This is a genomic window from Clostridium sp. UBA5988 (assembly GCF_002435615.1).
GTDB lineage: Bacteria > Bacillota > Clostridia > Clostridiales > Clostridiaceae > Clostridium_J > Clostridium_J sulfidigenes.
Genome location: NZ_DJBA01000063.1, coordinates 1 through 20846, shown reverse-complemented (window position 1 = coordinate 20846; position 20846 = coordinate 1). Strand labels below are relative to the sequence as shown.

Genomic DNA, 20846 nt, shown 5'->3' with positions numbered 1-20846 from the left:
TCCTTTATAATTAAATTATATAGTAAAAAGAGCTCAAATTAAATATATTTTATAGCTATACATTAATTATAGACGCAAACATTAGTTCTTATTCATTTCAATCCGTTATTTCTACAGTTTTTCAATATATTTCAGATCACATATGAAGTAATTTAATATGTACTTAGGGGTTAGTCCATAAGTTGTATTTCATACCATTATATTTTAATAAGAAGATACTTTTGGTATAATATAAATTAGCATCAGTGGTATTAGATATTATAGATAATTAATAAATTAAGAAGATGGCTTAAATAAGAGATACAAAGCTTTATTGATAATACCCTATGAAGCCTTTAAAGACAATGATGAAAGACTTGATTTCTTAAGTAGAATAAAAAAGTAATCATTCCATTATCACTATAAAAAATTTCGGAGGTTTTTATGAAAAAATTTAAACTTATTTATATTGGTATAGCAACAATGTCCTTATTAATGGTAGGTTGTGTTGATAAACCTAATGTAAAAGAAGATAAACCAAATAAAGATATTTCTGCTAGTAGTCCTATTATTGATAATACTGACAAAGATGAGATAGATAATACTGTAATTGCAGAAAGATATAAGAATGTAAAAAAAGAGGATTTAACATACGAAGTAGTACCAGAGTCCTTTTATTTCTACGAGAGTGAAGATGATTTAGTATCTAGTTCACTTTTAAATGAAATCCCTAATATTGATGATAAAAAATATGGATATATATTAGATGATTACACCTATGCATGTGAAGTTAATCCAACTGACATAACCTACGACGAGGCCTTAGATTTAATTTACAAGGTGTTACCATATGATGTAAAAAAAGAAAGAGAGAAATTTAATAAAAATAATGAAATAAAAAACACAAATTTATTTTTTTCTTCTAGCAAAGGTAATTTCATTGTAAATTTGGTTCATCCTATAATAAGTTATGAAAGTGGTAATGAAACTGTTGATACTAATGCTGTAGTAGGTATCTCCTATCTAAGAGAATATTAGTAATCTCTTTTAATAGCAATGATTTTAAAGGCATGGTGATTATCCTATAATCCCATGCCTTAAATTTAGTAGAAACATCTTCCATTGATTAAACACTATTTACTTCGCTTATATATTTATTTTTACTTATTTTATACAATATAAACTGAATTAATATTTCTAAAAGAAGAGTAATAATTGACTTCTTCATTAACAGTTCAGTGATTCCACTATTAAATACCATAATATATAAGAAATATACTCCTAACATTCCTCCTATAAATATGGGAACAAAGAAAATTATTCTTAACTCCTTCTTAATTACCGATTTTACTTCACTTTCCAAGATTCCAACTTTAAATAGGATACTATTTCTTTTTCTCTCTTCATTAACATCAGAAATTACTTTATAATATGCAAAAGAAATGCATGAGAAATTTATAAAGTTAGAGTAACTATAAGGAATCAATTATAAATAAGCATATAAAAATATTGAGAAAACCCGCAAACCCGCACAGCGCCAACAACTAGTTATATAGTTATATAGTTATATAGTTAACTAGGTTCATATTTAACTAGTTTTATAGGTTTATTTTTAACTAGTTTCCTAGGTAAAATTATATATATATCCCTATTTAACTATATAAAATTTTCTCTATTTAACTAGGGATATATTTAAATATGTATATATTTCAGGGGGTGATGTGGGAGGATTTTTTTTGATTAGAATTTATTTTTGTGGTGGATGTTTTAGAAAATAAAATTACTATGGCAATGTAAAAAAATAATTCTGACACTATCAAAATGTAGTGTCAGAATAAATAAATTATAATACTATTATCTATTTTAATTCTATAATTTCTTTATAACACAGTCCCTAATAGATCTCTTACTCTTCCTTTAGATATATCAATAGCCCTCATGTTTATATCAATACCTATAATTTTACGATTTAACAGTAAGGCCTCTATAGCAGTTGTACCACTTCCTAGAAACTGATCTAGAACTATATCATTCTCCTTAGTATACTTAAGTAAAATATTCTTAACCACCATAGGACTACAATTGCCAAGATAATCCCCTCTAAGAGTAGCCCAACTTCCACTTTCCTCAAAACTCCACACAGAGGTTGTTTCCTCTGAAAATAAACCCATAAAATCACCTCTAGTATGGATTATGTCTAATATCGGGGAGAGTATACATAAAATTATTTCTTTCCTTTATAAATCATCATCTAATGAACGAGCTGTACTATCACTTTTTGTTTCTGGTGTCCAGATGTTGGCTTTATCTTGATATGCATCTAATCCACCTATATTTAACCATGCAGTAGTTCCATCTATTAGAAGTACTTGCACTTCTGCTTCAGTATGTGACCTGCTTTCATTTGTAGTTATTCTTGTGTTGTAACCTAACATGTCAAATAATAATATTTCTGTATGTGAACTTGCGTCACAGTCAGTTACCTTTCTAACTAAAGTATCGTAAGCTGAGTTAGGATTTGAAGAACCATTTGGTGAAGTAGCTTCTTGCTTCACTTCTTGTAATCTTGAAAAGTATAAACTGTAATCAGACATGAACTTATCTCTAAAACTAGGGTCTAATTGGTATATAAGTTTACCCCAAATGTGTTCAAATGCAGTTAATTCACCTTTTTCATCTGACAATGCTAAATTTGATGCTAGTTCGTAATCAGAATACTGTGAATAATCACTTTCCCTCTCCCCATTAGCAAACCTCTCCATACCTTTAGTGAATTCATTATCGAACTTAGGCTTACTAAGTACTTTATCTTGCATTATCTTTACTATTGTGTCATACTCTTCTTAAGTTTTGCAACCGTAGTAGTGTTTTCCATATAAAACTTTTAAACCTGCTGCAATGTTATACTCTGTCGGTAGGGTAATTTTTCTAGCCTGGAAGTATTTTAGGTTGTATGTGTTTTTATCAGATGGTATTACCCCTGCTCCTGTTCCTTCTGAAGATACCCCTGTATTTGCTGCTACTGCACCTTCTCTTATTGGTCTTATTAAAGCATCATAACTTGGTGTACCTTTTGTGTTACTACAGTAGTTTATCAACATATCATCTACCATATTGAATGTCTCTTTTACTTTTTTATCAGATGCTTTGGCATAGGCTTCAGCTAGAACTGGTTTTATTTTTGCTAGGGTTTCACAAGTTTCAGTACTAAAGTCACCACCCTCTACATCATATAATCTTTCTAGGTTTTTACCTACAGATAAAGCATCATCTGACCTTAATTTACTACCATCTAATTTTGATAAAGCATTACACTGCATTTTTAAGGCATCTAATGAACGCTCTCTAAAATAATCTGCATTGTCCTCTATTTTTAGTAATCCTCTAGTCTTATCAGCCTCTTTGTTTATACCCTCTAATTGCTCATTAAAAGCATCGGCATCTTTTACTTCATCAAAACTTAAAGAATATAAGGTAGAGTCACATTGTTTAAAGGTATTTATCAAGGTAGATAAGTCACCTATATCCTCTTGCATATTTAATCTAGCCTGTACCTGTATTAATCTGTTATTTAGATTTTTTACCATATCTAAACTCCAGTCACCAGTTTGTTGGGCTTTGTTTATTACTTTGAGAGCTTCACTTAAAGTAGTAGTTAAATCAGCTGCCTTCATATTTTTAACCTCTGAATAACCAGCTGGTTTATTAAGGTGCTTGGACATATAATATCCCCCACCACCAATGGCTACTGCAATAATAACTCCTCCTATAATAATATATTTTTTATTCTTAGTAACTTTCATAACTACCTCCAAGATTTTTTATGGATTTATATAAAATTTTAAATATATTCATTTAATCAACATATTTATATATTTTTCATTACCTTTAAATTATACCATCATATGTATTCAACTTCAGCTAATTTCCATTTTTCATTAATGTACTATCCGAAGACTTTAACCAAAGGAGAAAACTATATAAAAATATAGGCTAAGGTAATCTAACAAAGTTATGAAATCCATGAAATTTATGGTTAAGTCGATCTAAAAAGAGATAGTTAAAGCTAATAATTTAGTTTTAGATAATATAAAAATATAGAGTAAGTAAATATTTTTTTCATAATTTACTTACTCTATATACTTTTAAGGGGGTAACTACACATATTCCTTTAATATTTTTAAGAATATATGTAGTTAATTCGTTATTATTATGGGTATATACTCCGAAGCATGAAAACTAAGTTTCTACTTCGGAATATTTACTTGTTTTGACTTAATATAAAGATACTATTTTCATAACTGCAATTAGCACTATAGTTACAACAATTAAATCACGTAATGCTAAAAGAAAATTAGTTACTTTAGAAATCAACTCCATAATAATGTCCTCCTTTTATTTAATATAAATATGTTGTGTTATTACCTTATTTATATTATCATATTTATAATATGCTGTAAACCCTTGAATTTACAACGTTTCAGCTATTATTTTAATATTTTTTATAACATACTTTTTATTTTATTGGATTAACTTAATTGAAGTTCACTATCAGCATCAGCAACCATCTAAACAAATTGGTTTCACAGTAGTTTATGTCCAACGGTAGGCTGTCCAGAAATCAAAAATACATGTAAGTTATGAGTTATAGCCTTCATTTTATGGTTGTTATTCCGAAACCCTCAAGCCCCCCACAACGCTAACAACTAGTTTCCTGGGTAAAATTATATATATCCATATTTAACTATATAAAATTTAGTATATTTAAATATGTATACACTTGAGAGTGTGAAGTGGAGAATTTTTTTTCATTATAATTTCTAAAATATGGATAGCATTATTTAAACCATTTAATTAATGGTTTAGCTTTATTCTAATGCGTAGTATTATATAAAAATAGAAATGCATAAAATCCTATATTTTATATTAGATCAATTATACATTTCTATTATAAAATTTACAACAATTTAGCTGGTATGACATTCATTACTACAATAATAGCAGCCATTGCATTTTGTATAATGTTTTTTAGCTTCTTTTACTGCTTCCTTACATGTATTAAATACTCCTAAGTATAAGCAGTTTTCACTATTAGGCATATGATTACATGTTGACTTATGAACCTCATGATCTCCATTAGTTTGTGCATTTTTGTTTACATAATATAAATTCATAGTAGTTCCCCCCTTTATTTCTTGTTAGTTATTAAGCATAGTTTTACCAGCATAGTTTTGCTGTTATTTTTATTATACCATATTTTATTATTAATGTATTAATTATGATAATTTTCAACATATATTCATCTAAAAACTTTATAATATAAAAAAATTAAGGAGTATCCATTAAAGATTCTCCTTACCATTTAATTTTTTTTGCTAATTTAGTTTTTCAGTTTTAAAATTAAACGTCGATGCAAAATCTATATTTTTAATAGCTTTGAATCAAGCTGCTTCCATCAAATATTTTATCGTCTAAATCAGATATAAATTCTTTTGTATTTTTACCTGTATAGAATTTAACACCATATAATTTGACATTACTATCTTCTACCAGTATTTCAAATTTATCAGAGTCAATAGTCTTCAAAATATTTTGTTTCCAAGAGTCTCTAGAAACTAATAGTTCTCCTTTAGGTTCTATATAAACTTGATAAATATAATCTGCATTACTTAAGTACAAAATAAAGTCTGGCATAAAACCATCATATATTGTGATATCATCACTTGAACTTAAATAACTTCTTTCTGATTCTGCAACTAATTGTTGTTTGTAATCTAAACTATTATTAGAATAATTTAACTTTTTAGCCTTAAACTGATGAAGTTTAAATCCTAACTGTCTTTCATCATTTCTGATTAAATAGACTTCATTGTATTTTTTTTCTAATGTTGTAACTAACCTTTTAATTAATTCTATTAAATCCTTCTCTAATCCATCAACTATTGCATCTTCATATACAAACCATTTCTGCTCAGGCATAGGGTACTTTTGTATGATTTCCTCCATAGGTTTTCTATTATATGATTTAGATACCTTTTTGCTATAAGATGTAACTACATCTTTTATATCAATGGAAATAAATTTATTAGTACCACGTTTTTTACTAAAATTCCTCTTAATTCTACCTTGAATATATCTAAGGCACTTTTCTGTGGCTAGTAGTTTTTCTAAAGGTGATAGTACTTCTGTATCAAATGATACAATTGCATCTATTTTCAGATTTCCTAACCATTCTTCATTATTTATAAACTCACTTTTTGACTTTAAAGTAGGTATAAAGTTCTTTAAGTTACTAAACTCAAAGAAACTATTTCTAGCTAGTGATTTCTTCAAAATCCTTTTGTCAGTCTCACTATTTCTAAGTACCGGTATTTTTTTATATTGTCCTTGTTCGGTATATTCCACATATTCAGCTTCGGATATAACATTTAACATATTAGCCTCATAAATATTATCTATACCAAAAGAACTAAGTGAGTTATATTCTTCTACAGGTACATCTTCAACCTCATTATAGTATAGCTTACCAGTTTTATATGCTTCAGATGTTTTAAAGTTAGATTTTACATCAGTTTCAAATATAACAAAATCATTATCATCCTCAACTGTTAGTTTTATCTTATCTAACGCTTTTATTAAATTATTGATATAATCCTTATCATTAATTGTATGATAATGTAGAGATTCAAGAAGTTTTAAGTCTTCCATATTATCATTATATCGTAAATCATCAAACCTTCTTGTATAAGAAATTTGATTTTCAAAAATAAAAGGATTGTATCTTGCACCACGTCCTATAAGTTGTACCTCACTCATGGTTGCTGCACTTGTTGATTTTGCCTGTTCACTTATTCTTACTATATCATAAAGATTTAAAACGTCCCAACCCTCACTGAGTTTTGCAACTGCAAAGACCACTCTAAATGGATTTTCATCATCCTCAAGAGAATTTAAGATATGGGTGAAGTTTTTGTCTTCCAATATCCCCTTAGTACTATCATTAACATTTATAATTTTCTCTTTTGAGAAATCTCTCTTAATAGTAGTTATGGTATGTGCTAAATCCTCATTTTTATAGTAGCTGTAGACTCTTTTCATAGTACTACTTGTAGTATTAATATTTTTATCTATAAACTTTTTTAAATCTTCAACATTTAAATCATTTATGAGATAGTTAAATGTATCATAACTTGCATTTGAAACCTTAATGGAATTAGATTTAAACATAAGAACAGGCTTAAATTCAATAACACCATATTTCTTAGCTACTATCTTTCTATATTGACTTAACAAGACTGCATTGAGCATCTTGTCAGTATCCTCTGAATTAGCTTCTAGTCTAAATACTTTTTTAGAGTATTTATCTCTAATAAATTGATCTAACCCATATCTGTATATAATCTTATATTTATACTTTTCATATAAGAATCTATCTTCTTCAATATCAATAGTAGCCGTAAATTCAAGTTGTCTGTTTTTTGAATTTGATTGTCTTATAATATCTAAAGTATTCTCCCAACTTTTTTCTTTACTTTCCACAGAAGTTAAAGTTTTTTTAGTATAAGCACTATAGTGGTGTGCTTCATCTCCTAAAATTACTAGTTTTTCTTTAGAGAGTTCCTCTATTGTAAGCCCTCCTTCTTTAGTCACATTTATCTCATTTGCAAGACTTTGAATTGTGGAGAGCTTAAGGTAAATTGTATTTATTTCTCTACTAACTGGAAATCGTTCAACTTCTTTGATAGTTATACGTTTGCCGTCAATTTCTATCTTATCTTTAAATAGATGTTTTGATGAATTTTTCTTAATCAAGTTGTCCCTTGTCTTAGAAAGTACTCCATTAGTATTTACTACGAATATAAAATTTGTGTATTCCATTTCTGTATAAAGATATAGTATTATAGCTGCCATAACATCTGTTTTTCCTGAACCTGGAAATAAGTAGAACTAACCATTTGAACACCCACTAAGGGTATAAACAAGAAAAATATTCCCATAGCATGAGTACCTAATTCAATCAACTCAGGTTTTTTATTGAATAATGCAATCAATTGTACAGGCCAAATCTTGGAAACTATATATCCAAGAGTTACTATAACAGTAGCTGATGCAATTGATAATTTCAAAGTGTCCTTAACCCTGTCAAATTTTTTGGCTCCATAATTATATCCTATTATAGGTTGGGCACCTTGACTAATACCCATGGCTGGCATTACTAGGAAGGTTGTAATACTCATTATTATTCCTATAACAGCTAGGGATAGATCACCACCATATTCAGCTAAAGTTTTATTAAGTATTGTTTGTTGAACACTACCAGCAACCTGTAGTATAAATGAGGGAAAACCTATTATAGCTATTGACCTAATTATTGTTTTTTCAAGTCTAAGGTTTTCAAGTCGAATTTTTAATCTACTATTTCCTGCGATGAAATGGTATAAGACCCAAGCACTAGTTACACCATAGGAAATAATAGTTGCTAGGGCTGCTCCTTTAATTCCCCAACCAAAAGGAAATATAAATATATAGTCTAGTATGATATTAGTAACTGTTCCAATTAGCATAGTATTCATTGCTATCTTAGGATTACCCTCAGCACGGATAAAGTTATTCATTCCAGTTCCAATTGCGAAGAATACACTACCGGCTAAGATAATTCTCATATAATCCAAAGCGTATGGCAGTACTGCTGGACTAGCACCAAAGAAAACCAATATTGGCTTAAGCAATACTATTCCAATTGCAGATAAACTAAGACCAATCATTAAAAATAATACACAGGCGTTTCCTACAATCTTTTCAGCGTCATCTCCCTTTTTTTCACCTAAACGAATCGATATAAGTGAGGTAGCACCCATGCCGATTAACATAATACAAGCCATATATATTGTAACAACAGGCAAACTTACGGTTACTCCAGCAAGCCCCAGATTTCCTATACCACGACCTACAAACATACTGTCTACTATATTATACATAGCATTAACTATCAGACCAATTATGGCAGGTAGAGAAAACTTAAGCAATAACTTTGGAATCTTTTCTATTTCCATTTCATTTGTTTCTTTTATTTTTTTCACAATTTCAACTCTCTTAATAATATTTTAACCTTTTATATCAAAGCATACCATATCATAGCTGGTTTAATTATGCCAATATTAGCTATAATAAAGAAAAACTATGAACCTATTATGAACAGACAAGTTAAAACAAATAAAGACCAAAATAGTAACGTAAAACAGGTTATGGATACTCTAGTTTCCAGTACCCCAAAACCAGAATTAATATAAATAAAGGTATGATTTATATATATTATTATCTTTGAATTTATGAGAGCTTTTTCTAAGTTAATGGTGCAATTAATCTAAGGAAGGCATCAAATAATCTTCCTAAAACTCCTTTTTTGGTATCTTCTATACTTATTTCCTTACTTGCTTTTATTGTTTCTATAGAATCCTTCTTCAAGTCTCTTACTGCCTGGGTTCTATACATAAGAACCCCGCATTCAAAATGTAAATATAGACTTCTATAATCCATATTTATTGTCCCTACTACTCCTATTTCATCATCACAAATATAACTTTTTGCATGCATAAATCCAGGTGTATATTCAAATATTCTTACACCTGCTTTTAAAAGAGGATCATAGTTTGAGCGGGTCAGTCTGTAAATGATTTTTTTATCGGGAATTCCAGGAGTAACTATCCTTACATCTACACCCCTTTTTGCAGCCATACATAAGGCATGCTTCATTTCATTATCAACAATTAAATAAGGTGTAAATATATATACATATTTTTTTGCTTGGGATAGAAGTTCTATATAAACATTTTCTCCTAGGGCTTCATTGTCAATTGGTGAGTCAGAATAGGGCTGGATATAGCCATGGGATTCATATTTTTTTAAATCTTTCTTACAGACCTTAAAATCACCATATATATCATCTGTTTTATTAAAGGCATTCCACATTTCTAAGAACATTAAAGTAAAGCTCCATACCCCTTCTCCCTTTAGTTTTACTCCAGTGTCCTTCCAATATCCAAATCTCTCTATTTCATTTATATACTCATCTGCTATATTGATGCCTCCTGTAAATGCACTATGACCATCTATAACTAACATCTTTCTATGATTCCTATTATTCATAACTAAGGAAAGAAAGGGTCTAAACTTATTAAATGGCATACATTTTATTCCCATATCTTCCATCTGTTTTTTAAAATCCTTAGGAAGTAAAAATAGAGATCCTATGTCATCGTATATTAGTCTAACATCTACACCCCCATTGGCTCTTTCCACCAGAATCTTAAGGATTTCTCCCCACATCTTTCCTTCTTGAATTATAAAGTATTCCAAAAAAATAAATTTCTCTGCCTTTTTTAATTCTATAAGCATATCTTTAAACATTGTTTCTCCTGAAGAATAATATGTGCTTTCCGTATTTTTATATAGGGGGAATTTATTTTTTTCTTGAAGATATTTAAAGGTACCCATTAACCTTTGATCTTGAGCCCCTATTTCCCCTAATATTTCATCATCTATTTCTAACATGGTGACAATTTTTTGATGCTCCCTATCTAATAGGGTCCTCATACCTTTAGAAGGTCTCTTGTTTCCAAAAAACAGATAAAATAGTCCTCCAAATAAAGGTAAAGCCATAATCAATATAATCCAAGCAATTTTATATGATGGATTATCGTCCTTAACTACAATATGTAAAGCCATGATTAAACTTAATAAAGAAAAAACAGCACTAATTATTACAGAATATCTAGTTAGTTTGATTAAAAAAAATATAAACCAGGTAATCTGTCCCAATAATAACACCGTAGTAATAGATACTCTATTACTAATTAATCTTAGTATCCTCATTTCATAACCCCCTATCTATAACTATGGAACTTTATACCCATCAACTTCTAGCTATACACTTTATAATAGATATTCAACAAATCTAAGAGGAATAGCTAAGATTTTTACTAGTATTATTTTTATTAAATTTACTTCTTTTTCCTCTACTTTTACATTTTCTACATATTTATAATCTTCATTTACTAATAAGCTTTCATCCGTATAATTAGATATATTTCTACCAAATTCCTCTACTACTTCTTCACTATGAATTACAACCATGGATTCTGTACTTAAAAAAGCACTTCTAGCATCTAAATTAAAAGAACCAATAGCCACAATATCATTATCTATTACAAAAGCCTTAGAATGTATAGAATTTGATGATTGAGTTTCTAATATATTGATTTTATTATCTACCATTTTCTTTCTATAATTTTGATACCCCGAAAATGCCGGTAAATTTGGTGTACTAGCTAGGGAGTTTGTTAGAAAGGTAATATTCATATTTTCTAGTTCTTCTTTGTTTATTAAATCCTTGGTCATTTTTTTACTTGGTATAATGTATGGGCTTTGGATAAATGTGGAGTCCTCTCCTCCCTTACATAGTTGAACTAATTCATACCAACACCAAGGTTCCTTAGAAAATCTTTCAATAGGATTGTGAATAAAGGTTACTTTATTTGTAGGCAAAGAAATATTATATAAATCTGGTACATTTTTAAATTGTTCTTTATATAATTCCCTAGCTTTATTTGCCTTTTCCCTCATACTATTAGCACTGTCCTCGGCCTTTTTTCTAAATATACTTCTAGTCCATAGATTTACATCCTGAGAATACTTATGGTTCCAAATCTCATTAAAATAACTTGACATTTCATCCACTGCACTTATTTCATTATCTTCACTAAAGTTTATTATTACTACATCCCTATCATTAGTAATTGACTTTTTGTACCATTCTGGGGCAAAGTATTTGTCCCCAATATTTCTCCCGCCAATAATTGATATCTTATTATCTGCTACAATGTATTTATCATGCATTCGGTTATTAATTGTCCAGGGAAGTAGGGGATTAAATTTTTCATAAAACTTTAAATGCATATTAGGATGATTAGATATTGTATAGATAGTAGATCTTCTGGCTCCCCTAAGTCCATGAAATATTCCATCTAATAGGATATTTACTTGGACTCCCCTATCAGCCGCATCAAACAGAGCCCCTAAAAATATATTTGGTGTTTCCCCTCTTTCAATGGAAAAATAAGAGACATCTAGAGTTTCCTTTGCATTTTCTATTATAAACAATCTAGCAAGTCCAGATTCTAAAGGGTTATCTAATATAATAGCCCTGTCTGCTCCTACTTCATCAGAGTAATAATTCTCATAGTTAGATTTTTCCGCATATTCTGGTGATACATTCCTGGGTATAGCAAATATTAAAACAGATCCTATCAGGACATAGGTTATATAAGACAGTATAATTTTTCTTGTCATTTCTCTAATCCATCCTACTATAAATATATTTAAATAATGCATATTATGAAAATTTAATAATTTAGGGTTTTAATTTCATATTATCTTCTCTTTTTATTCTTGATTATTTCTATTTCTGATCATAATAAGTCTTAATAATTGTGCTATACCACTTGCCATAGCTGCTATATAAGTTAAGGCTGCGGCTTGAAGTACCTTCTTTGATCCATTGATTTCATTTTCCACTACAAAACCATTGGTATCAAGTAGTTCCAAGGCTCTGCTACTTGCATTAAACTCTACTGGAAGTGTAATTATTTGAAATACAACTGCAGCTCCAAAAAGCAGAATACCTATGTTCATTAAGCTACCTAAACTAGGAATCAGTAATCCTATCATAATAAATGGCCAAGCGGCAGAAGAGCCAAATCTAGCTATAGGAAAAACCATATTTCTTAGAGATAATGGAATATATCCATTAGCATGCTGAATAGCATGTCCCACCTCATGAGCAGCTACACTTACAGCAGCTATGGAATGTCCTTCATATACTTCTTGGGATAGTCTCAAAATTTGTTTTGTTGGATCATAATGATCGCTTAACTTACCCCTTGAAAGTTCAATTGGTATATTTTGCAAACCATGTTGATCTAATAATCTCCTTGCAACTTGAACTCCTGTATATCCCTTTTGTGTCGGTACTCTCAAATATTTAGCAAAATTTGATTGTACTTTGCTTTGGGCATATATGGTTAAAATAACTGCTGGAATTAAAATAATCATGGTTGGATCAAATCTAAAATAACTAAAAGGATAAAACATTGTCATCGCTCCTTAAATTAAAGTTTTTGGTAATCTAGTTCCTTTAATACGTTTTTAAACTGAATAGTAAACATTATACTTGTTATTGTAACAGCAATAATATCAGCTACTGGTTCTGCTAAAAATACTGCATCTACCTTGTTTTCTAAAAATAAAGGTAATACATATATTAGGGGAATTAAAAGGATTATCTTACGCAAAATAGCTAAAAATACTGATGTCTTTGCATTTCCCAAGGCAATAAAAGTCTGTTGGCAACTTATTTGAATTCCAAATAGCAAAGAAGCAGCCATGTAAATTCTCATTGCTTTAATAGAAGTATTAATCAACTCAGCATCCTTAGTAAACATTTTAGCAAATATTTGTGGTGATAACATTGTGATTGTCCACAAGCCTACTGAATAAATCAAAGATATCTTAAGTAGTAACAAAAATGTTTCCTTAACCCTCTTACCATTACCTGCTCCATAGTTAAAGCTAATAATTGGTGTGGCTCCTTGGGTAAGTCCAACTAATGGTAGCATGGAAAACTGCATAACACTTGATAGGATGGTCATGGCCCCTACTGCTAAATCCCCACCATATTTAAGTAGAGATGTATTAAATGATATCATTAAAATACTTTCTGTTGATTGCATAATAAATGGTGCTAGTCCAAGGGCTATACAGGGTAATAATACTTTAAAATCTATCTTTAAATACTTTTTCTTGATTTTTAATAAAGTCTTATCTCCTATAAGAAATTTTATAACCCATAATGCAGAAACTCCCTGTGATATTATAGTTGCTAAAGCTGCACCCTTTACTCCCATATTAAACCCAAAAATAAATATTGGATCTAATATGATGTTTAATATTGCTCCAATTAGTACCGTAAACATACTTGTCTTTGCAAATCCTTGTGCTGTAATAAATGCATTTAGACCTAAAGAAAGTTGTACAAACAATGTTCCACAAGCATAAATTTTCAAATAATCCAAGGCATATTTTATAGTATTTTCACTGGCCCCAAATGCCATTAACATTTTCTCCCCAAATATCAAAACTACTGCTGTTAATGTAACTGAAATCAATACTAATGCAGTGGTACAGTTTCCTAGTATTTTTTCAGCAGCATCCTTATCCCCTTTTCCCATCATAATTGAGGAACGTGGTGCACCACCCATACTAACTAAAGCAGCAAATGCTGATATAACCATAATTATTGGCATTGTAACGCCTACTGCAGTTAAAGCAGTAGCTCCAACTTCTGGAATATGCCCAATATACATTCTATCAACCAAATTATACAAAAGGTTGATAATCTGTGCTGTAATTGCAGGAACAGCCATACTAAAAAGTAATTTTTTTATACTTTTAGTGCCTAATTCACTTTGTTGTTTATTTTCCATTTCTTCTATCTTCCTCTCATTCTTCAAGTTCATCAATGATGTTTTCATACATTTTATTTAATACTATTTCCATTGCTTTATGTTCTTCTTCAGATATATTAGAAGTAAGAATATTAAAAAATTCTTTTTGAACTTCATGTAATTTTTTTACAATTGAATTAGTAGCAGGTTTGATTTTTAGATGAATACATCTTTTATCTGTTTCATCTATCTCATATTCTAAAAAACCTTTTCTATATAAAGAATCTACAGATTTTGATATCATAGACTTTGACATGGCACGATATCTCGCTATATCCCTTGCAGTGTCAAGTGGACTATTATTATTCAAAAATAGAAGTACATCTATTTCATTTTGGGTCAATTCTAATTCCTCTGTTAGTTGATAAAACATTTTTTCATACACCTTTTTTATCTTCCAATTAAATATTAAAAAAAGACTGTTTTTGTTATTAACTATATCGCTTTTCACTTAATTTCACCTCATTTTCCAATATGGTTCTTTATTGAACTATATTAGCATATTTATTTTCCTTTTTCAATACAAATTTCATTATTATCCTATCTATTATTAATTCCAAACCTTTGTAACCCTTTATTTTACATTACATTTAGGATTTATAATTTTCCTTAATTTTTGTTTTAGATACAAAAAAAGCGAAGTTTATATTGGTCTATAATTGATCAAACCCCAACTTTGCCTATTCATTTTCTATATTTAATTTTAGATATATATTATTTTCCCTCTATTTCTTATTTTTTACAGCTTTCCGGACAATAGTAAGAGAATTCATATTATAATAACCTCCTTTTCTCTTGCAGCATATATACCCTCATGCACTGCTCACAGCAATTAGATCCTAATTACTTTAAGCAATGTATGAATAATATTTAGTTAAAGTTCCTGAAACCCTTGATATTAAAATGTTTATACACCCTGTCACTATTATGACACGTTCCCCCGTTGCCATATTAAATAGAAGATGATTGTATAATTCATCTGATCCATTTAATTGTTGAGAGTAATGAAAATATCTTATAGCTTCCTGTTGATAAGGTCTTAGAAGATGTTTTAAATTTTTAATAATATATTCTGGTACAACATAGTGTCTTTTCACAGCTTCACCATTTACATTTTCCCATGATATAGCATCTTGCTTTTTCATGAGCTTTAAGGTAGGAAGTTCTAGCTCTTTTATTTTTCCTTTTGTTTTAGCCATAGTCTATCCCTCCAAATCTTCATAAAAGTTTTTATTGAAGGATATTTCCTCATCACTTAGCCATTTACTAACTTCGCTATCGTCAATCTCTGAATAATTAAAATAAAGTTGGTTTTTATCTATTATCTTTATAAGTAATTTTTGATTATCTTCAAAAGACATAGACCAATCAAGTTTTGACAAATCAGCTCTAAAGTCTAAGTCACCTACTTCTTCCATGATATTATATACCCTTTTTAGGTCGTCTATAGTTTCAGCATTTAAAATATCTTTTATAAAGCCTGCATTTTTTTCAAAAAGTTCGGCATATACAAAGCTTCCACCACCTTGCCAATTTACATCTTTTGAAATACCACCTTGTTCGCCTTCTATTACTTTTTGAAGTCTAGGTACTGAAAATTCATTAATATAATCCATCTGTTCTATTCCAATAAAATGACGGTTCATCTTCATTGCTACAGATTGAGTTGTGGCACTTCCCATAAAAAAATCTAGAACAATATCATTTTCATTAGTTGAAAGTTCAACAATATAATTTAGAAGTAGCTCTGGTTTTGGAGTAGAAAAAAGACTTGTTGTCACAAAGTCCGGAAATAATTTTTTTTGCTCATATTTAGCGGCACGTGTGTGTCCTGTCTTTTTCAAATTAGTCCATAAATTAGAAGGAGGCAATCCTTCCATCTCATTTAAATATGTACGACGTATTACTCGTGTTTGATCTTTAGAAAATCTTAATTCTCCAGTTTGAAATTTCTCTTGCATAGTTTCTTTTGACCATCTCCAACCATTTGTTGGATGTTTTATAATATTACCATTTGGAGTTGTTATATCAAATTGTAGATTAACACGTAATCCAGGATTATTGACTGGATTGCCATCAAACCATGGTCCTCTAGGGTCGTTATCAGGATTTTTAAAATGGCTTCTTTTACTTTCATCATTTAAAAATTTTGGTTTCCAATTATTACATTTCGAATAAACAAGAATTGTATTGTAATCTTCAGAGAACACAAGGGCATTATTGTTGCTATTATCAGAGTGCTGCCATGTTATAGAATTTACATAATTTTTTCTATCAAATACACTATCCATTAATACTCGTGCATATGGGGCCTCTTTATCATCTAAAGTAACCCAAATACTACCATCATCACTTAATAAATCTCGTGCAATTTCTAGTCTGTTTTTCATGAATGCTAGCCAACTTGAATGGTTATATTTATCATTATATAAAAAGCTATCGCTACCTGTATTATACGGTGGGTCTATATATATAAGCTTAATTTTTTCAGCATACCTATCCTTAAGGCTATGTAGAGCAATTAGATTATTACCTTTTATAATCAAATTGTCATCTTCTTTAAATTCTGATACTGGTTGTATCCCTTTAGAACTATATTTTTTTACATTCTTAAATATCTTCTTATCAAAAAGAACGTCTATCTCATTTTTTGCAATAGTTTCATTTAAAAATATTTCATTAGAAGCTAAGTCTTCTTTTGGTTTATCTTCCTTAGTCATTCCAGCTTTTAAGACTGTGTCTTTATATGGAAAATCAAGAACAACATCGTCACATTCATCTATAAACTTTCCACCAACTGTAAGACCTATCTTATTAGCGTAGTTTGTGTAGCTATCTTGCCAGAATTCCTTATATTGAAACATATCTATAAACTCATTTAACTTAAATATCTCTTTACCATTTACTGATATAACAAAGTCCCTATTTATAGTTTCATTGTTTAATAGGCTTTGTATAAGGCATTCATCATAAGCGTTTAAATCTTCTGTAACTTTGTGCCTTTTTAGTTTATCTCCATCAAAATACTTATCCCCAAAGCCTTTAAGAATAGCTTTAACTTCAAGCATAAGTTTGCTTTCTACTACCATTTTTTATTCCTCCATACAGTTAAAAACAAATAGTTACATTGTAACTATTGAATCATATTCTATTAATTATACATCTAAAATTATACCACAGTAATTTTCTTAAATTAATACATACTTAGCTAATAATTTTAGACTAGAAATAAAATTGACTTTTTCTAGGTGTAGATACAATCCACTTTCAAGAATATTTCACTCAAAGGACTGATACTACCATGTGTGTATTCTCTCAGAATTATACATTGGAGATAGTCAAAAATGGATAGATTAGTAAAATAATTTTTTTCATATATTAGTTTACGTAACCTAAATTGTCCAATACCATAAAATAGATGATGTTAGGTGTTTATTTTAGAGTTGATAATTGGTAGGCAACACTTCCGATCCAAGTTAAAATTTCAATATCTAAAAAATAATAGTTAAATTAGTTTGTAAAACCCAGTAGTCCAACAACAGCTAGTCCTACTGGGTATAATTATACAATTTTAAATTTAAAGAATTCAACACGTCAAATCTTTTACACTTACATTGTTTTATCATCTAATACATATAACAAATTCCTTACTATCTTTAAAAAAATTTAATTCACACTAATATCATTTTTAAGCTTATTTACAAAGTTAGAAAGAAACTATTCATTAATTACTTTCTCTAACTGCAGTAATATATTCTGTTAATCTTTTTATAACATACATCGGTAACGGAAGTGATACCTCACTATCATAGGTTGGAATTAATTTTCTCATAAAATAACTTTCTTTTGCTATATCAACTCTTTTATTTTCATCTCCACCTATAATAACCATTTCACTTAATCTTTGCTTAAGTAATAATGTATTTGGACTTTCATACTTATTCCATTTCAAATTTATTTGAATTGTATCACTTCTTTTACCTACCATATAAAATGTTTCATAATCATTTGAGAATAAACCTTTAGCCATTTTAACTACATTCCCTATATTATAATCAGGCACTTCATCTGTTGAATTTATTCTAATAAAGAATATTTTATTACTCTCATCCAAAACTTTTAATTCATCAGTATTAAATTTTTTATTTGTAAGGAATGTCCAGTAACGTTTTCTTAAGGTTGCATCACAATAAATATATACTTCATTTTGAGTACTATCAATTACTTCTTGAATAACGTCATAAATCCATATCTCTAACTCATCTCTTTTACTAAATCTTAAATCCTTTATGTGCTTATCTATTCTTTCATTATCCAAAGAGTATATTAGCTCATCAACTTTAATCCATTTATCAGTTTTATACAGTTTATAATGCGTTGTTCCATTTTCTATTTTACTTATAACAAAAATTTTAACGTTACAACCCGGTATTAAATCGATTCCCAGTAAAACTTTATCGTCATATTTCTTTTCATAGAACTCGCTATTTAAAAACCCTGTTGCATAATAAATATCAATTAAAGCACTTTGAAGTTTATAATTATCCTTTTCAGAATTATATCCATTTATAAATTGAGTTAATATTCCACAACTTTTATAAGCTACCCTAATTAACTGCTTTGGATCAAGCTGTTTTGCCTCTTTTTCTGAGTGATATGGTGGTATATCAATTAACGCTATTCTTTGTATATTACTTTCTACTTCTTCGTAAACATGCTCTACTATTTCTGAAAGTCTTTCTTTTTTATCTTCACTAACCATTAACTGTCTTGTAACATCACTATCTAATAATCTAAATATAACTTCTATGCCTTGGCTTGTAAAATATCTCTTTTCAATAACTTCTAATCCTAATATTATTGAGCTTATTTTTATACTATCCTCAAATAACTCTTTATTACTGGATACGACATCTATAATCATTTTTTTCATTTTTGAACCCTTATGAAATAATAATGGTTTTTTCAAAGTTTTATTTAGTTTTAAGCCCTTAATCTTTGTATCCTTCTCTAACTCTTTTATATTTAAGCTTTTTCCTTCCCTAATATAGTTTATTCCCCTTATCTCTTCTCTAGGGGATAACCCAGGATATAATTCTTTAATTATATTAAATAAATCCCTTCGTTCTTCCATTCCTACCCCAAGTTTGACTCTTGTTTTTTTTGAATTATTTGTTATTAAGCAAATAATATCTGAATCAAAGTCCATAAATTTATCTGGTTTTTTAACTAACTCATTAATATTAATTCCTATATTATCAGCATAAATTTGATCATAACCCTTAGTCCATTTAACTACATTATCTTTCTTCGTAAAATAACATTGTATAAATGTTATTTCTTGATTACTTGCAAATTGATCTTTTTTAAAGATATATGCTGATGTATTCTCTTTAGATGAAACATAGTTTTTCTCTTCTTCAAAATATGAATAATCTCTCCAGACTTTCCTTCCTAATCTTACATTTAAAAAATATTTATCATTTAAGTCATATGGATTTACTAAATCAATATCTATTCTATATGAAAAAGGTTCCACAAAGATTTTATTAATTATTTCAGAGATTAATCTAACATCATTTTCCTCAATCAATGGATAAAATTTAAAAGATTTTTCAAGACTTTTAAAATAAAGCTTTTCCTTACATATGTCACGAGCATATAGTTGAGGAATAATATCGTATATTTTATAATTACATCTTAACAATTCTTTTGTTGTCATTTGCCCATACCATTCAAGATCTTCTTTTAAATAAAATTCTTCATCACAATTTACAACTTTGCCTAACTCTAAATTAATCCACTCACATAAGTGCAACTTTAATCCCTCTAAGTCAAATTTGGATGACGAGTATATCCAAATAGCATCTTTAAATAATAACTCATTAAGGTTATTATTTACGCATAAAATATACCTGCAGTAATTTTTCACTATTTTTTCAAGACCCTTCAATGCAAATTTATATCCAAATTCCTTTGCTTTTAATTCCTTAATTCTAATTATTAAATCCTTCAATTCTTGTGGAAATTTAATTAAGTATATCGTTCTATCAATAATAGTGTTTTCATTAATTTCAAAAGAAAATAACTGTATATTATCTTTATTCATTCTCTTCCACCCCCATTAATCTTTCATTTGCTTCGCATATCATTTTCTCAACTCCTATTGAAAACTTGCCATATAGTTCTTGGATAAATATATCATTTTTACCCTCAAGCAAAATATCACACCATTCACCTAACATACTATTTTTTCTTGTAATCATTTCATTATTTGCATACTTAGCGGATTAACCCCTTTATTTT

General features: G+C 28.9%; 18 protein-coding genes. 2 read left to right on the top strand and 16 right to left on the bottom strand.

Features of this window, described 5'->3' with window-relative positions:
- Positions 1 to 423: 423 nt before the first annotated feature.
- Positions 424 to 1017, top strand: a complete 594-nt coding sequence (locus B3J31_RS13845; RefSeq protein WP_346867937.1) for a hypothetical protein — start codon at positions 424 to 426, stop codon at positions 1015 to 1017.
- Positions 1018 to 1105: 88 nt separating this feature from the next.
- Here the strand turns inward: B3J31_RS13845 and B3J31_RS13840 are convergent, their stop codons facing one another.
- The 7 genes from B3J31_RS13840 to B3J31_RS13810 all read right to left on the bottom strand — a co-directional run bounded on the left by B3J31_RS13840 (position 1106) and on the right by B3J31_RS13810 (position 9059).
- Complete coding sequence (locus B3J31_RS13840) at positions 1106 to 1465, bottom strand: hypothetical protein (RefSeq protein ID WP_346874144.1); 360 nt, start codon at positions 1463 to 1465, stop codon at positions 1106 to 1108.
- A gap of 394 nt (positions 1466 to 1859) precedes the next feature.
- Positions 1860 to 2150: a DNA methyltransferase gene (locus B3J31_RS13835; protein WP_346867938.1), complete on the bottom strand. Its 291-nt coding sequence runs from the start codon at positions 2148 to 2150 to the stop codon at positions 1860 to 1862.
- Between the two features lie 66 nt (positions 2151 to 2216).
- Complete coding sequence (locus B3J31_RS13830) at positions 2217 to 2795, bottom strand: hypothetical protein (protein WP_346867939.1); 579 nt, start codon at positions 2793 to 2795, stop codon at positions 2217 to 2219.
- Positions 2796 to 2822: 27 nt separating this feature from the next.
- Positions 2823 to 3782 carry a hypothetical protein gene (locus B3J31_RS13825; protein WP_346867940.1) on the bottom strand — a complete coding sequence of 320 codons (960 nt, stop codon included), beginning with the start codon at positions 3780 to 3782 and terminating at the stop codon, positions 2823 to 2825.
- A gap of 1164 nt (positions 3783 to 4946) precedes the next feature.
- Entirely contained in the window at positions 4947 to 5153 is a 207-nt protein-coding gene (locus B3J31_RS13820; RefSeq protein WP_346868152.1) for a hypothetical protein, read from the bottom strand.
- A gap of 253 nt (positions 5154 to 5406) precedes the next feature.
- Positions 5407 to 7890, bottom strand: a complete 2484-nt coding sequence (locus B3J31_RS13815; RefSeq protein ID WP_346868153.1) for a DEAD/DEAH box helicase family protein — start codon at positions 7888 to 7890, stop codon at positions 5407 to 5409.
- Positions 7878 to 9059, bottom strand: coding sequence for an MATE family efflux transporter (locus B3J31_RS13810; protein ID WP_346868154.1), 1182 nt, complete (start codon positions 9057 to 9059; stop codon positions 7878 to 7880). The genes B3J31_RS13815 and B3J31_RS13810 overlap by 13 nt, the downstream gene beginning before the upstream one ends.
- Before the next feature lie 69 nt (positions 9060 to 9128).
- Between B3J31_RS13810 and B3J31_RS13805 the strand changes: the two genes are divergently transcribed.
- Positions 9129 to 9269 (top strand): hypothetical protein, encoded by a 141-nt coding sequence (locus B3J31_RS13805; RefSeq protein ID WP_346868155.1) that lies wholly within the window; start codon positions 9129 to 9131, stop codon positions 9267 to 9269.
- A 52-nt stretch (positions 9270 to 9321) separates the two neighbouring features.
- On the opposite strand, the gene cls is transcribed toward B3J31_RS13805, so the two are convergent.
- The 9 genes from cls to B3J31_RS13760 all read right to left on the bottom strand — a co-directional run bounded on the left by cls (position 9322) and on the right by B3J31_RS13760 (position 20806).
- Positions 9322 to 10851 carry a cardiolipin synthase gene (gene cls, locus B3J31_RS13800; protein WP_346868156.1) on the bottom strand — a complete coding sequence of 510 codons (1530 nt, stop codon included), beginning with the start codon at positions 10849 to 10851 and terminating at the stop codon, positions 9322 to 9324.
- Between the two features lie 60 nt (positions 10852 to 10911).
- Entirely contained in the window at positions 10912 to 12327 is a 1416-nt protein-coding gene (locus B3J31_RS13795; RefSeq protein ID WP_346874143.1) for a phospholipase D family protein, read from the bottom strand.
- A 93-nt stretch (positions 12328 to 12420) separates the two neighbouring features.
- On the bottom strand, positions 12421 to 13128 hold the full coding sequence (locus tag B3J31_RS13790) for a zinc metallopeptidase (RefSeq protein ID WP_346868158.1): 708 nt from the start codon (positions 13126 to 13128) through the stop codon (positions 12421 to 12423).
- Between the two features lie 17 nt (positions 13129 to 13145).
- On the bottom strand, positions 13146 to 14519 hold the full coding sequence (locus tag B3J31_RS13785; RefSeq protein WP_216101098.1) for an MATE family efflux transporter: 1374 nt from the start codon (positions 14517 to 14519) through the stop codon (positions 13146 to 13148).
- 16 nt (positions 14520 to 14535) lie between these two features.
- Entirely contained in the window at positions 14536 to 14991 is a 456-nt protein-coding gene (locus B3J31_RS13780) for a MarR family winged helix-turn-helix transcriptional regulator (protein ID WP_346874142.1), read from the bottom strand.
- 397 nt (positions 14992 to 15388) lie between these two features.
- Positions 15389 to 15739 carry a hypothetical protein gene (locus B3J31_RS13775; RefSeq protein ID WP_346868160.1) on the bottom strand — a complete coding sequence of 117 codons (351 nt, stop codon included), beginning with the start codon at positions 15737 to 15739 and terminating at the stop codon, positions 15389 to 15391.
- A 3-nt stretch (positions 15740 to 15742) separates the two neighbouring features.
- Positions 15743 to 17629 (bottom strand): site-specific DNA-methyltransferase, encoded by a 1887-nt coding sequence (locus tag B3J31_RS13770; RefSeq protein WP_346868161.1) that lies wholly within the window; start codon positions 17627 to 17629, stop codon positions 15743 to 15745.
- A 635-nt stretch (positions 17630 to 18264) separates the two neighbouring features.
- Positions 18265 to 20649 (bottom strand): pPIWI_RE module domain-containing protein, encoded by a 2385-nt coding sequence (locus tag B3J31_RS13765; protein ID WP_346868162.1) that lies wholly within the window; start codon positions 20647 to 20649, stop codon positions 18265 to 18267.
- Positions 20642 to 20806 carry a hypothetical protein gene (locus B3J31_RS13760; RefSeq protein WP_346874141.1) on the bottom strand — a complete coding sequence of 55 codons (165 nt, stop codon included), beginning with the start codon at positions 20804 to 20806 and terminating at the stop codon, positions 20642 to 20644. The genes B3J31_RS13765 and B3J31_RS13760 overlap by 8 nt, the downstream gene beginning before the upstream one ends.
- Positions 20807 to 20846: the final 40 nt, after the last annotated feature.

Bases quoted from the DNA above. Each gene is read 5' to 3' on its own strand.
- B3J31_RS13845 (WP_346867937.1), top strand. From the start codon at position 424: ATGAAAAAATTTAAACTTATTTATATTGGTATAGCAACAATGTCCTTA.
- B3J31_RS13835 (WP_346867938.1), bottom strand. From the start codon at position 2,150: ATGGGTTTATTTTCAGAGGAAACAACCTCTGTGTGGAGTTTTGAGGAA.
- B3J31_RS13830 (WP_346867939.1), bottom strand. From the start codon at position 2,795: ATGCAAGATAAAGTACTTAGTAAGCCTAAGTTCGATAATGAATTCACT.
- B3J31_RS13825 (WP_346867940.1), bottom strand. From the start codon at position 3,782: ATGAAAGTTACTAAGAATAAAAAATATATTATTATAGGAGGAGTTATT.
- B3J31_RS13820 (WP_346868152.1), bottom strand. From the start codon at position 5,153: ATGAATTTATATTATGTAAACAAAAATGCACAAACTAATGGAGATCAT.
- B3J31_RS13815 (WP_346868153.1), bottom strand. From the start codon at position 7,890: ATGGCAGCTATAATACTATATCTTTATACAGAAATGGAATACACAAAT.
- B3J31_RS13805 (WP_346868155.1), top strand. From the start codon at position 9,129: ATGCCAATATTAGCTATAATAAAGAAAAACTATGAACCTATTATGAAC.
- cls (WP_346868156.1), bottom strand. From the start codon at position 10,851: ATGAGGATACTAAGATTAATTAGTAATAGAGTATCTATTACTACGGTG.
- B3J31_RS13795 (WP_346874143.1), bottom strand. From the start codon at position 12,327: ATGACAAGAAAAATTATACTGTCTTATATAACCTATGTCCTGATAGGA.
- B3J31_RS13790 (WP_346868158.1), bottom strand. From the start codon at position 13,128: ATGTTTTATCCTTTTAGTTATTTTAGATTTGATCCAACCATGATTATT.
- B3J31_RS13785 (WP_216101098.1), bottom strand. From the start codon at position 14,519: ATGGAAAATAAACAACAAAGTGAATTAGGCACTAAAAGTATAAAAAAA.
- B3J31_RS13775 (WP_346868160.1), bottom strand. From the start codon at position 15,739: ATGGCTAAAACAAAAGGAAAAATAAAAGAGCTAGAACTTCCTACCTTA.
- B3J31_RS13770 (WP_346868161.1), bottom strand. From the start codon at position 17,629: ATGGTAGTAGAAAGCAAACTTATGCTTGAAGTTAAAGCTATTCTTAAA.
- B3J31_RS13765 (WP_346868162.1), bottom strand. From the start codon at position 20,649: ATGAATAAAGATAATATACAGTTATTTTCTTTTGAAATTAATGAAAAC.
- B3J31_RS13760 (WP_346874141.1), bottom strand. From the start codon at position 20,806: ATGATTACAAGAAAAAATAGTATGTTAGGTGAATGGTGTGATATTTTG.